The organism is Hymenobacter telluris, assembly GCF_017313265.1.
In the GTDB taxonomy this organism is placed as follows: domain Bacteria; phylum Bacteroidota; class Bacteroidia; order Cytophagales; family Hymenobacteraceae; genus Hymenobacter; species Hymenobacter telluris.
Genome location: NZ_JAFLQZ010000011.1, coordinates 33,311 through 46,612 on the forward strand (window position 1 = coordinate 33,311; position 13,302 = coordinate 46,612).

A 13,302-nucleotide genomic window follows, 5' to 3' on the forward strand; every position below is an offset into this window, starting at 1 on the left:
ACCGTATTGTACCGCATACCAACCAACGGCCGGCGCGGTAGCATGCGCCCCCAATTGTTGCCACTGGAAAAGACAGAATCTGGGCCAGGCTCGACGCGAAGCAAATTTTTGCGTAAGCCTTACTATACACTGCAACTATCCCAGCCATGGCCGCCAAGAAAGCTACTCCCAAGCCCGAGTCCCACGAATCCAGCAAACCTACCGCTCAGAAGCCCGCTGCTACCCCGGCTGCCAAAAAAGCCGCCAAAGCAACTGAGGCCCCCAAGCCCGTGAAGCGCCCCACGGCCAAAGACATGAAGGAGCATGCCCAGAAGCTGCCTTACCCGGCCAAGCAGGCTGATATGAAGCTGCAACCCGGCATGAGTTTCAGCACCTACCGCCCCGCCGCCAAGCTCCAGGACAAGATTGCGCTGGTTACCGGCGCCGACTCCGGCATTGGGCGGGCCGTGGCCGTGGCCTTTGCCATGGAAGGGGCCCACGTGGCCGTGCTCTTCAATGAAAACGTGGTGGATGCCGAAGAAACCAAGCGCCTCGTAGAAGCCCAGGGCCGCCGCTGCATTCTGCTCCAAAGCGACGTGCGCGACCCGGAGCAGTGCAAGCAGGCCGTGCGCCGCACCCGCGCCGAGCTGGGTGGCCTCAATATCCTAGTCAACAACGCCGCGTTTCAGATGAGCCAGGAGAAGTTCGAGGACATTCCCGAAGACCAAATCCGCCGCACCTTTGATACCAACATTCTGGGCTACATCTGGATGGCGCAGGCCGCCATTCCGCATCTCCAGGAAAACGACTGCATCATCAACACGGGCAGCATTGTGGGCCTCACCGGCATCCCGATTCTGGTGGATTACGCCTGCACCAAGTCGGCCATTCACGCCCTTACCAAAAGCCTGGCCACCTACCTCGGCGAGAAAGGCATTCGGGTGAACTGCGTGGTGCCTGGCCCCGTCTGGACGCCCAACATCCCCGGGACCATGCCCCGCGAGGAAATCGAGAAGTTCGGCTACGAAGTGGCACTGGCCCGCCCCGGCCAGCCCGAGGAGCTGGCGCCCGCCTACGTGCTGCTCGCCTCGCAAGATGGTTCCTTCATGACCGGCAGCCTGGTGCACGTCACCGGTGGCAAAATGAGTTCCGACCAGTAGAGTGAATAGACTGGATGACTGGATGATTAAATGAATGAGTAGCGAATCTGCGGTTTACCGTTAACCCCGGCATAACGACTGCCCTCTTACAGAACGTCATTCCGAGCTGGTCGAGGAATCTCGCGTGCTGACGTCAGGGTTACGACTCCAACATCAGCACGCGAGATTCCTCGACCAGCTCGGAATGACGCTTTCAAGGTTATTCTCACCGGTATCCGGCTGCCTTCCGCTGCGAATCAGGCGCGGTGGCGCTTCTTGAATTGCAACGGATTCTCGCCGGTAATCCGCCGGAACGTTTTGGTGAAATACGACAGATTCTCGAAGCCACACGCAAAGCACGCTTCCGACACGGTAGTGTCCTGCAACAACAGCTTCTGGGCCTGGTGCACCCGGTATTGGTTGAGAAACTGCGTGAACGTAAGCCGAGTAATGCGCTTGAAATACCGGCAAAAAGCGGCTTCCGTCAGGTTGGTGAGGGCGGCCACCTCTTGAATCTCGATTTTGCGCGAGTAGTGCTCAGCTACCACTTCGCTCACCCGCTGAATACGTTGCTGCTCCTGCACGTTGTACGTACTGGTAACGGCCTCCCCGTGTAGCAGTTGCTGGTCGGGGCTATGAGCTAGCTCCTGAAATATGCGCAGCAGGGTCAGCAGCCGCTCAAACGGCGCCATATCAGTTAGTTGCCCTAGCTGCTGGCCGATGCGGCGCTTGGTTTCGCCATGAAAGGAAACTCCCAGGCGGGCCCGCTCAAACAGCTGAGTAATGGCCGCAAACTCAGGGGTTTGCCGGAAGGCGTCGCCTAGGAAATAATCTTTCAGCTGCACCACCACCTTCTTCGGCTCCGTTACCACACCGTAGTCAAAATTCAGGTGCGGAATGTTGGGCCCAATGAACACCAAGTCGCTGCCTTCGTAGCGCGAAATATGGTCGCCGACATGGCGGGTGCCGTTGGCGCCCTCAATGTAGGCCAGCTCGTATTCGGGATGGTAATGCCAGAAAAATACGTCCGTCACACAAGGCGTTGACAGCAGGCGAAACGAACTTTCAGCGTCGGGCAGGATATGCTCACGGACTATCTTCATGCGTGGTTTTAGTCACTTATCCAGCCGAATCGACAATTTCAGCTAAAATCAGGACAATATAGTGCTAAAACGAGCAAGTTGCGTCCTAACCCCCGGAACTGGAACGGCTGCAACTTTGTGGGCTTTTGCTGTATAGAGAGTAGCGCGGAATCCGTTCCGCGACGAGCAACGCGAGTTCCTACGCGTTGGCGCAATACCAGATACTCGCGTTGCTCGTCGCGGAACGGATTTCCGCGCTACTCTCGTCGTACTAAACAGCGCCTAACTCCACGCGCTTCTTGCTTGTTCTGCTTTCCCACTCAGTTGTTCATTCCCACTCTGCCCACATGATGCATCACTCCTTCTTTCAAGCGTCAACATCTGGCCGCAAAGCCCCTTGGTTGCTGCTCCTGCTCTGCGTTGGTTTGCTTTGGCAAACGGCTGCTGCTCAGGAAATAAAATCGCCCAACGCCAACCTGACGCTCACCTTTGCCCTGCAAGCCGACGGGGTGCCCACCTACCGCCTCACCTACAAAGGCCGCGAGGTTATCAAACCCAGCAAACTAGGCCTGGAGCTGAAAAATGCGCCGGCCCTTACCAGCGGGTTTGCCGTGGCCGGCACCAAGCAAGCCACCTTCAACGAAACCTGGCAGCCGGTGTGGGGCGAGGTGAAAACCATCCGCAACCACTACAACGAGCTGGCCGTGACGCTCACCCAGGCCGCCACCCAGCGTACCCTCCTGGTGCGCTTCCGGGTGTTCGACGACGGGCTGGGTTTGCGCTACGAGTTTCCGCGTCAGCCCAAGCTCGACTACTTCACCATCAAGGAGGAGCGCACCCAGTTTGCCCTGGCCGGTGACCACAAAGCCTTCTGGCTGCCCGGCGACTACGACACCCAGGAGTACAGCACCGTAACGAGTAACCTGTCGGAAATACGGGGCAAGATGAAGGCGGCCACCACGCCCAACGCTTCGCAAACGCCTTTCTCGGCCACGGGCGTGCAAACCCCGCTAATGCTTAAGAGCAAAGACGGCCTGTACATCAACATTCACGAGGCGGCCCTCATCGACTACTCGGCTATGCACCTGGAGCTGGACGACCAAAGCTTCGTGCTGACCTCGCACCTGACGCCCGACGCCGTGGGCGACAAAGGCCTGATTCAGACGCCGGCCAACTCACCTTGGCGCACTGTAATCGTGAGCGACAAAGCCGGTGATATTCTGGAATCCAAGCTGGTGCTGAACCTCAACGAGCCCACCAAATTCAAGGACGTGTCGTGGATTAAACCGGTGAAGTACGTGGGCGTGTGGTGGGAGATGATTACCGGCAAGAGCACTTGGTCATACACCAACCAGGAGAATATCAAGCTCGACTCCATCGACTACAGCAAGGTGAAGCCCAACGGCACCCACGGCGCCAACAACGCCCACGTGAAGGAGTACATTGATTTTGCCGCCAAACACGGTTTCGACGCCGTGCTGGTGGAAGGCTGGAACACCGGCTGGGAAGACTGGTTCGGCAAGCACAAAGACTACGTGTTCGACTTCGTGACGCCTTACCCCGACTTCGACGTGGTGGAGCTGAACCGCTACGCCGCCAGCAAGAACGTGCGCATCATCATGCACCACGAAACCTCGGGCTCGGTGCGCAACTACGAGCGGCACCTGGACTCTGCCTTTCAGTTCATGAACAAGTACGGCTACAACGCCGTGAAAACTGGCTACGTCGGCGACATTGTGCCGCTGGGCCACCACCACTACGACCAGTGGGTGAACAACCACTACCAGTACGTGCTGGAAAAAGCGGCCGAGCATAAAATCATGGTGAACGGCCACGAAGCCGTGCGCCCCACCGGCCTGGCCCGTACCTTCCCCAACCTGATTGGCAACGAAGCCGCCCGCGGCACCGAGTACGAGGCCTTCGGTGGCAACAACGCCGACCACACCACCATTCTGCCCTTCACGCGCCTCATTGGCGGCCCCATGGACTACACGCCGGGCATCTTCCAAACCAAGGTCAGCGCCTACAACCCGCAGAATACCTCCTTCGTGCACAGCACCCTGGCCCGGCAGCTGGCCCTGTACGTAACCATGTACAGCCCCCTGCAAATGGCCGCCGACCTGCCCGAAACCTACAACCAGCACCTCGACGCTTTCCAGTTCATCAAGGACGTAGCCGTGGATTGGGACGACACCAAAGTATTGGAAGCCGAACCCGGCGACTACATCACCTACGCCCGCAAAGCCAAAGGCAAGACCAGCTGGTTTGTCGGCAGCACCTGTGACGAGCAGGGTCGCACCTCGAAAATCAACCTGAGCTTCCTCGACCCCAGCAAGAAGTACGTGGCCACCGTCTACGCCGACGCCAAGAACGCGCACTACGAGAAGAACCCGCAAGCCTACGCCATCCGCAAGATGAACGTAACCAGCAAGTCCAAGCTAAGCCAATACTGCGCCCCAGGCGGTGGCTACGCCATCAGCATTATGGAGGCCGGAGCCGCGCGGTAGGTAGCTGGGAAGAATAGCACAGATTCCTAGTTAAAAGGCCGTCATTCCGAGCTTGCCGAGGAATCTCGCGTGCTGAGGTTGTGGTAGTAACCCTGACGTTAGCACGCGAGATTCCTCGACAAGCTCGGAATGACGGCCTTTTAGGGTGTTGATGTCTAGATGCTTACTATTCTCCGCTTATCCTCAGCAAATCAGCTTGTAGCCGATGCCGCGGACGTTGAGGATTTGCACTTGCGGGTCGGCGCGGAGGTAGCGGCGCAGGCGGGTCACGAAGACGTCGAGGCTGCGGCCGTTGAAGAAATGGTCTTGGCCCCAGAGTTCTAGCAGTACGGTGGAGCGCTCCAACACCTGGTTGCGGTGGTCGTGGAGGCGCTTGAGTAGCTCTGCCTCACGGTTAGTTAGCTCGATTTCGGTGTCGGCTAGGCGCAGGCGCTGCTGGGTGTAGGCGAATACGTAGCGGCCGATGCGGAGCGGTTCGGTGGCAGTGGTGGCGCTGGGTGCGGCGGTGCGGTTGAGCTGGGCCTGGATGCGCACAATCAGCTCGTCCATGCTGAAGGGCTTGCGGAGGTAGTCGTTGCCACCCAGCTCGAAGCCGCGCACCACATCGGCGGGTTGGGAGAGAGCCGTGAGGAAAATGAGCGGGACGGTGGCGTTTTCCTGCCGGAGCTGCTTGCCCAGCGAGAAACCATCGAGCTGCGGCATCATCACGTCGGCCACCACAATGTCGGGCGGTTGCTGCCGAAATAGGCGCAAGCCCTGGGCGCCGTCGGCGGCGTGCTGCACCGTGAAGCCGCGCATTTCCAGGCTATCCTTGATGATGAGCGCCAAGGCGGCTTCGTCTTCGACCAGCAGAACAGTTGCCATGTATTTAGAACTTAGAAGTGAGAAGCTAGAGCTTAGAACTTAGAAATAGGAGGGCAGTAGGTCGCTAGGCTACTTATTAAATTCTAGCTTCTCACTTCTATAGCGGTTTCGCGAACCGTAGATACCCGATGTAGAGACGCGTATTCGCGTCTCATCGTCGAACGAAATCGTACAGCCGGCGCGGCCGACCAGACGCGAATACGCGTCTCTACAGCAGCCGGGTTGACCGTTCATGAAACCGCTATAAGCTCTCAAACCCCGGCAGCCAGAACGAAAACGCGCTGCCGCTGCCTGGCTCACTACGAAGCTGCAACCGGCCGCCGTGCCGCTCTATCACCTGCCGCACGTAGTACAAGCCTAGTCCGAAGCCCTTGACGGGGTGCAGGTTACCCGTTGGTACCCGAAAAAACCTATCGAAGACGGCAGGCTGGTAGCTAGTCGGAATCCCGATGCCATCATCAGCTACGGTGAGGCGCCAGCCGGTAGTTTCGGGCTGGCCCTGGATGGTAATCGTGACCTGCTCGCGGGAGTACTTGATGGCGTTGTCGATGAGGTTGCTGATGACGTTGCGCAGGTGCAGCCGGTCGCAGCGGATGGCCGCCGAATCGACGTCCACGGCGAAGCGCACGGCTTTGGTGGTGGTAAGCTGGTGTTGCTGCACTAGTTCGGCCACCAGCTCGGCGGGGCGCACGGTTTCGGGTTCCAGGCGGAGCGGCTGGCGCTCGGCCACGGCCATGTGCAGCACATGGTCAACGAGGCCCGACAGGCGCTGCAATTCCTGCTGCGAAATGGCGAGGTAGGTCTGAGTTTTCTGCGGGTTCTGGAGGGCCCCGAAGTGCTGCAACGCCTCTACTGCGGCCGATACCGTGGCAATGGGCGTTTTCAACTCGTGGGTCATGTTGTTGATGAAGTCTTCCCGGATTTCCGACAGCTTCTTCTGCCGCAGAATCGTGGACAGCATCAAGGCAAAGCACGCCGTAGTGATGCACAGCAACCCCAACGAGCCCGCCAGCAGCCCGCCCATGCGGTGCAAGGCGTAGGGCCACGGCAACTCGAAGCTGGCCCGAATGGCCACGCCCGGCAGCGCAGGCAACACCACGGCGGGCGTCTGCACGGAGTAGCCGGCCGGCACAGGCTTTTGGCGCCGGGCGGCGGCCGTGGCTACGGTATCGAAAAGGAAAGCAGCTTCGGCGCCGCGCTGCCGCAATTCGGCCTGGTAGGCGGTGGCGAGGCGCGAGAGGTTGAGCGTGGGCTGGTGGTCGGCGTTGCGCAGCAGAAATTGCAGAAACGCCTGGGCCACACTATCATCCTGGCGGTACGTGGCGAGCGGGGTAGCCCGTTCCCGGCCGCCGGCCTGGAGCAACTGCCGCAGCTGGGCGCGGTCTGCGTCGTTGAGGCGCTGCATGGGCAAGGCCACTTGGCCGTACGCCTGGCCAGGGACGGTGGGTTGGAGCAGCGCCCGGACTTCGGCCAGCTGCTGTTGCTGCACCACCGACAGCAGCGCCTCGTGCGCCGTGCGCGTGAACTGGGTGGCCGTCAGCTGGTAGGTGGTGTAGAGCCAGTACGCCTGGAATCCGTTGATGCCCAGCATACATAAACTCATCAGCCAGAAGATAATACGCAGGCGACTTTTCATACGCGGGGGCAAGGAGAATTCAAATTGAAAAGCCGCCCACCACGGGAACCTCACCCCCTAGCCCCCTCTCCAAAAGAGAGGGGGAACTAGCTTTAGATTCTAGCTCTAAAAAACTAGAGGTTAGTCCCCTCTCTTTTGGAGAGGGGGCTAGGGGGTGAGGTCCACCGCCGGAACGACAGCCATAGTGAAAAGTACGGGGCTGGCCGGGCCCGACCAAGCGCTTAACAATCATTAACACAAAATAACAGTCGTTTACACCCCCCTAGCGGTCCTTTGCTCCCGCAGCTTCCCTCCACATCAGCTGCCCACGGTTGGCGTGGTTTACTGCTGTTTGTATGGGTTCGTATGCGCGTTTAAATAATCTGGTGGGCTGGCTGGTGTTTGCGGTGGCCACCGTGGTCTATCTGCTGACGTTGGAGCCCACGGCTTCGTTCTGGGACTGTGGCGAGTTCATTGCCTGTTCCTACAAGCTGCTGGTGCCGCACCCGCCCGGCGCCCCGTTGTTCTTGCTGCTGGGCCGGCTGTTTTCCCTGTTCAGCTTCGGCGACACCAGCAAGGTGGCGGTGCTCATCAACACGCTGTCGGCGCTGAGCAGCGCGTTTGCGGTGCTGTTTCTGTTCTGGAGCATCACGCTGCTGGCCGGCAAGCTGGTGCTGCCTCGCCCTGCGCCCACCAGCCCCGCGCGGCCCGTGCCCACCCGCGGCCAGGCGCTACTGATGCAGGCAGCAGGGGTAGTGGGGGCGCTGGCCTTTGCCTTTTCCGATTCCTTCTGGTTCAATGCCGAGGAAGCCGAGGTGTACGCCATGTCGGCGTTGTGCACGGCGGCGGTGGTGTGGCTGATGCTGAAGTGGGAAAACCGCGCCGACGAGCACGACTCCGACAAGTGGCTGGTGCTCATTGCCTACGTTATCGGCCTGAGCATTGGGGTACACCTCCTGAACTTGGTGACTATTCCGGCGCTGGGGCTGCTGTACTACCACCGGCGGCAAGCCACGCCCACGCTGTGGGGCAGCGTGCTTACCTTGCTGATTAGCAGCGTAATAGTGGGGGTGGTGCTGGTGGGCGTCATTCCGGGGCTGCCGTCGTTGGCGGGGAGCTTCGAGGTGTTCTTTGTCAACGTATTGGGGCTGCCGTTCAACTCGGGTGTGGTGGGGTTTGTGCTGCTGCTGGTGGGCTTGTTGGTGCTCGGGTTCCGGCAGTCGTACCGGCGCAAGTCGCGGCTGCTGAACACGGCCATGTTGAGTTTTACCTTCATCCTGATTGGCTACTCATGCTACCTGATTGTGCCGATTCGCAGTAGCTACCAGCCCACTATCAACCAGAACGGCCCGCGCGACGTGCTCAGCTTTGTGAGCTACCTCAAGCGCGAGCAGTACGGCTCCCGGCCCTTGCTCTACGGCCCGCACGTATTCGCCCAGCCCATTGCCCAGGAAGATGCCGGCCCCCGCTACGTGCGCGAAGGCCAGCAGTACGTGGTGGCCGAGCAGCGCCAGGAACTGATTTACCGCCCCGAAGACAAAATGCTGCTGCCCCGCCTGTACGCCGACGGCAGCACCACCGTCGCCCAGCGGGCGGCGGCCTACCGGCAGTGGGTTGACATTCAGGAAGGGGTGAAGCCGACGATGGGTGAGAACCTGTCGTTTCTGTTCCGCTACCAGATGGGCCACATGTTCTGGCGCTATTTCCTCTGGAACTACGTGGGCCGTGAAAGTGACATCCAGCACGCCGGCGTGCTGTGGCCCACAGCTAGCCCCGAAGCCCTGCCCGAACGGGTAGCCGACAGCAAAGCCCGCAACAATTTTCTGGCCTTGCCGCTGCTGCTCGGGGTGCTGGGCCTCGTGTACCAAGTGCGCCGCGACTCCCGCAACGCGCTGGTAGTGGGGCTGTTGTTCCTGTTCACCGGCCTGGCTATCATCGTGTATCTCAATCAGCCGCCCCTGGAGCCGCGGGAGCGGGACTACACCTTCACGGGGGCCACCTACGCCTTTGCCATCTGGATTGGGCTGGGCGTACTGGCGCTGGCCGAGGCCCTGAAACGGGCACTAAAAGCCGATGCCACCCGCGCCGCCGTGGCCTTGCTGCTGGGCTTGGTGGTACCGGGCATCCTACTGGCCGAAGGCTGGGACGACCATAACCGGTCCGACCGGTTCACGTCGGTGGATGCGGCCAGGAACCTGCTGAACTCCTGCGCCCCCAACGCCATCCTGTTCACCAACGGCGACAACGACACCTTCCCGCTCTGGTACGCCCAGGAAGTGGAAGGCGTGCGCACCGACGTACGCGTGGCCGTATTGAGCTACCTGAATACCGACTGGTACATCCAGCAGATGATGAACCGCTCGTATAAGTCGCAGCCGCTGCCCATTTCCCTGCCCCTGGACCGGTACCGGCAAGGCACCAACGACTATCTGCCCTACGCCGAGAACCCCAACGTGAGCAGCGTTAACGTCCAAGATTTCATTGGGTTAGTGAAAGCCAACAGTGACTTGCTCAAGGTCAGCTACGGCGACGGTGGTCCTACGCTGCTTTCCTTCCCCTCGCCCAAGTTCTATCTGCCCGTTGATACCACGGCCGTTAAGCAGCTCGGCATCATCCCGCCCAGCCGGCGCGGGCATCTGGTGCCGCAGATGGAGTTCAACATCGGCAAGGGCGCCATGGAAAAGCGCAACCTGTTCGTGCTCGACATTCTGGCCACCAACCAGTGGAAACGCCCCGTGTACTTCGCTACCAGCGTGGCCCGCACCGAAGACCACATGGGGCTCGAGGCCTATTTCCAGCTGGAAGGCCTGGCCTGGCGCGTGCTGCCGCTGAAAAACCCGCACGACGACCCGCGCGAGGAAGCCGGCTACCTGGAGAAAGACCTGCTTTACCAACGCCTGATGCAGCAATTCGCCTACCGGGGCCTCGACAACCCCGCCGTTTTCCACGACGAAAACAGTCAGATGTTCCCGGTTAACTATCGCGCAAAATTTGCCCGCCTGGCCAATGCCTACTTAACCGCCGGCGACACCGCCACCGCCCAAAAGCTGGCCGACAAGTGCTTGGCCGTCATGCCCGACCAGGCCATTCCGTATGATTACAACACCGCGCAGCTGCTGCCAGTCCTGGTAGCGGGCGGGGAGCAAACCCGCGCCAACCAGCTTTTCGACTTGCTGTTCAACCGCGCCCAACGCGCCCTTACCTACTACAGCAACCCCGCCCACGCCCTCTTCGACCGGGAACTGAGCCAGCAGCTCGCCACCACCCAGCAGCTCTACTTGGCGGCCCAGCAAACCGGCGACGAGCAACGCGCCAACCAGGCATTCCAACTCCTGCGTCCTTACTTGCAGCAATAGCCAGGAGAACAGTGTAGAGACGCGACACTTCGCGTCTCGTCGTTGCTGACGTTGTTTAGCGTGTATTGACCAAGCGGCGCGGACGACGAGACGCAAGTATGCGTCTCTACATCGTTCAACCACATCCCCCACTCGGCAACCATACATGGTGACGGGTGGGGGCGTTGTGGCATCGGTACGTACATGAATTTCAAAAAATACCGCTCAGCATTATAACTAAATACCTCACCTGATAGTAATGAGAGTACTGTTGAGGTGCCGCGCCGCAAACGCCCTCAGCCACTACTCTTCATCTACTAGCACTCAGAAGCTTGAGCAATTATCCTGAAGGAACCGTCCGGGCCCTGTTGGCTACGGATATGGTCACGCCTGCCACCCGCGCCGCGCTGCAAGCCCGCCTGGATGCGCCGGCCCGCGAGCCGCAGTTCTTCGAGCCCGAAACCTACGCCTTGCTGCAAGCCGTAGCCGCCCGCCTCATCCCGCAGTCCGACCGTGCCCAACCCATCGACATCGTAGGTGGTATAGATGAGCGCCTCACCGAAGGCAAAGCCGACGGCTGGCGCTACGATGCCATGCCCCCCGACCGGGAAGCCTACCGGCTGGGTTTGGGTGGCATCAACCAAGCCGCCGAAGCCCTGTTTCAGCAGCCGTTCGTTGGCCTGCCCGAAGCCCAGCAGGATGCCGTGCTGGAAGCCGTAGCGGCCGGCACGGCGCCGGGCGCTAACTGGCAACAGTTACCCATTGCCCGGTTTTTCGAGGAAATGCTGGCCGAGCTAACCGAAAACTACTACGCCCACCCGCTGGCCCAGGAGGAAATCGGGTACGTGGGCATGGCCGACGTGCCCGGCTGGCCCCACATCCAACCCGGACAACTAGAAGCCCGCGAACCAGAAGAGGTGAAATAGTGAACTGGTGAAATAGTGAGTTAGCCGTTTCAGCGGCGCTAACTGCGCCGACGGAACATCAAACTCGCTCACTTATCAGAACATTAAACGCACCATTTCACTATCTCACTATTTCACCGTACATGCCCGACGAAGAAGTTCTCGAAGAAGGCGTTCTGAACCCCGTGAAACCGGAAATTCAGGACCCGCTGCTGCAAGCTATACTGGAAGAAAACGGCACCCCCGCCACCGCGCCCACCGGCGAAGAGCAGCCTAACCCGCTACCTAATCCCACGGATATTGTTGACTGCGTGGTGATTGGCACCGGGGCTGGCGGCGCGCCGCTACTGGCCCGGCTGGCTATGGCCGGCCTAAAGGTGGTAGCCCTGGAAGCCGGCCCCCGCCACGATGCCCGCAAGGACTACGCCACCGACGAAAAAGCCCAGGCCTTCCTGTTTTGGAATGACGAGCGGTTATCGGCGGGCCAAAACCCGGTGGCATTTGGCCGCAACAACTCCGGTACCGGCGTGGGTGGCTCCACGCTGCACTACACCGCCTACACCCCCCGCGCCCACCGCGGCGACCTAAAGCTGCACACCGAGTTCGGGCAGGGCGTAGACTGGCCTTTCGGCATCGAGGAGTTGGAGCCGTACTACGAAGAACTGGAGCACTTTATGGGCATCTCGGGCCCGACGCCCTACCCCTGGGACCCGAGCCGCCGCAAAGGCTACCCGCTGGCGCCGCTGCCCCTCAACGGGGCGGCTTTGCTGATGCAAAAAGCGTGCGCGCAACTTGGTATCCAAACTTCGCCGGCGGCCAATGCGGCGTTGTCGGCGCGGTACTACCAGGAGGGTATTGGCTGGCGCGAAGCCTGCACCAACCGGGGCTTCTGCCAGGCCGGCTGCAACGTGGGCGCCAAGGCCAGCATGGACGTTACGTTCCTACCCTTGGCCGAAGCGCACGGCGCCGAAATCCGGGCCGATGCCTTCGTGACAGAAATTGAGCGCGACGCGCAGGGCCGTATTACCGGCGTGGTGTACGAGCAGTACGGCCAGACCGTACGGCAGCGCTGCAAAAACCTGTTCCTGTGTGCCGGGGCCGTGGAAACGCCCCGCCTGCTGCTGCTCAACGAGTTGGCCCTCACCAGCGGGCAGGTGGGCAAGCACTTCATGGCCCACCCCGGCGTGCAGGTATGGGGTACCTTCCCCGAGGATATCCGGCCTTACAAAGGCATTCCCGGCGGGCTGATTTCAGAGGACACCCACCGACCCAAAGACGCCGATTTTGCGGGTGGCTATCTGCTGCAAAGTATTGGGGTGATGCCCGTTACGTTTGCCTCCCAGATGGCGCGCGGCCGTAAGCTGTGGGGCCCGGCCCTGCGCGACTACATGCGCAGCTACAACCACATTGCCGGCATCAACATCCTCGGCGACTGTCTGCCCCACGCCAGCAACTTCCTGGAGCTCAGCGACGAGAAGGACGCCCGCGGGCTGCCCAAGCCGCGCCTGCACTTCACGGCCCAGGAAAACGAGCAGCGCATGAACCGCCACGCCGAGAAGCTGATGCGCCGGATCTGGGAAGCCGCCGGCGCCACCGACATCTGGGCGTTCGAGCGGTATGCCCACGTCATTGGCACGGCCCGCATGGGCAAGAGTGGCGACGACGCGGTGGTAAATCCGGATGGTAGGGCTTTCGACGTACCTAACCTGTATATCTGCGACAACTCGGTGTTTCCTAGTGCCCTCAGCGTAAACCCGGCCCTCACCATTATGGCCCTCAGCCTGCGCACCGCCGACAAGTTTTTGGCCAGCCTCCGGTAGTGCTTCGTGCCTAGTGCTTGGTGCTTAGGCTATTCTGTTAACTAAAAAGCAAGTCC

The 13,302-nt window shown here is 60.5% G+C and carries 8 protein-coding genes; 5 read left to right on the forward strand and 3 right to left on the reverse strand.

Annotated elements, in window-relative coordinates:
• Positions 1 to 293 precede the first annotated feature (293 nt).
• Positions 294 to 1,139: an SDR family oxidoreductase gene (locus tag J0X19_RS15685; RefSeq protein ID WP_394369120.1), complete on the forward strand. Its 846-nt coding sequence runs from the start codon at positions 294 to 296 to the stop codon at positions 1,137 to 1,139.
• A 236-nt stretch (positions 1,140 to 1,375) separates the two neighbouring features.
• On the opposite strand, the gene J0X19_RS15690 is transcribed toward J0X19_RS15685, so the two are convergent.
• A complete protein-coding gene (locus tag J0X19_RS15690) occupies positions 1,376 to 2,221 on the reverse strand; it encodes a helix-turn-helix domain-containing protein (RefSeq protein WP_206985337.1) in 846 nt (281 codons plus the stop codon).
• 326 nt (positions 2,222 to 2,547) lie between these two features.
• Here J0X19_RS15690 and J0X19_RS15695 point away from each other — a divergent pair, with 326 nt between their 5' ends.
• On the forward strand, positions 2,548 to 4,707 hold the full coding sequence (locus J0X19_RS15695; RefSeq protein WP_242582777.1) for a glycoside hydrolase family 97 protein: 2,160 nt from the start codon (positions 2,548 to 2,550) through the stop codon (positions 4,705 to 4,707).
• 183 nt (positions 4,708 to 4,890) lie between these two features.
• Here the strand turns inward: J0X19_RS15695 and J0X19_RS15700 are convergent, their stop codons facing one another.
• Positions 4,891 to 5,571, reverse strand: a complete 681-nt coding sequence (locus tag J0X19_RS15700) for a response regulator transcription factor (RefSeq protein WP_206985338.1) — start codon at positions 5,569 to 5,571, stop codon at positions 4,891 to 4,893.
• Positions 5,572 to 5,812: 241 nt separating this feature from the next.
• Positions 5,813 to 7,207: a sensor histidine kinase gene (locus tag J0X19_RS15705; protein ID WP_206985339.1), complete on the reverse strand. Its 1,395-nt coding sequence runs from the start codon at positions 7,205 to 7,207 to the stop codon at positions 5,813 to 5,815.
• Positions 7,208 to 7,542: 335 nt separating this feature from the next.
• On the opposite strand from J0X19_RS15705, the gene J0X19_RS15710 reads away from it, so the two are divergent.
• The 3 genes from J0X19_RS15710 (at position 7,543) to J0X19_RS15720 (ending at position 13,246) form a co-directional block, all read left to right on the forward strand.
• Positions 7,543 to 10,542: a glycosyltransferase family 117 protein gene (locus tag J0X19_RS15710; protein ID WP_206985340.1), complete on the forward strand. Its 3,000-nt coding sequence runs from the start codon at positions 7,543 to 7,545 to the stop codon at positions 10,540 to 10,542.
• Positions 10,543 to 10,853: 311 nt separating this feature from the next.
• Positions 10,854 to 11,447, forward strand: a complete 594-nt coding sequence (locus J0X19_RS15715; RefSeq protein WP_242582780.1) for a gluconate 2-dehydrogenase subunit 3 family protein — start codon at positions 10,854 to 10,856, stop codon at positions 11,445 to 11,447.
• Between the two features lie 122 nt (positions 11,448 to 11,569).
• Positions 11,570 to 13,246 carry a GMC family oxidoreductase gene (locus J0X19_RS15720; RefSeq protein ID WP_206985341.1) on the forward strand — a complete coding sequence of 559 codons (1,677 nt, stop codon included), beginning with the start codon at positions 11,570 to 11,572 and terminating at the stop codon, positions 13,244 to 13,246.
• Positions 13,247 to 13,302: the final 56 nt, after the last annotated feature.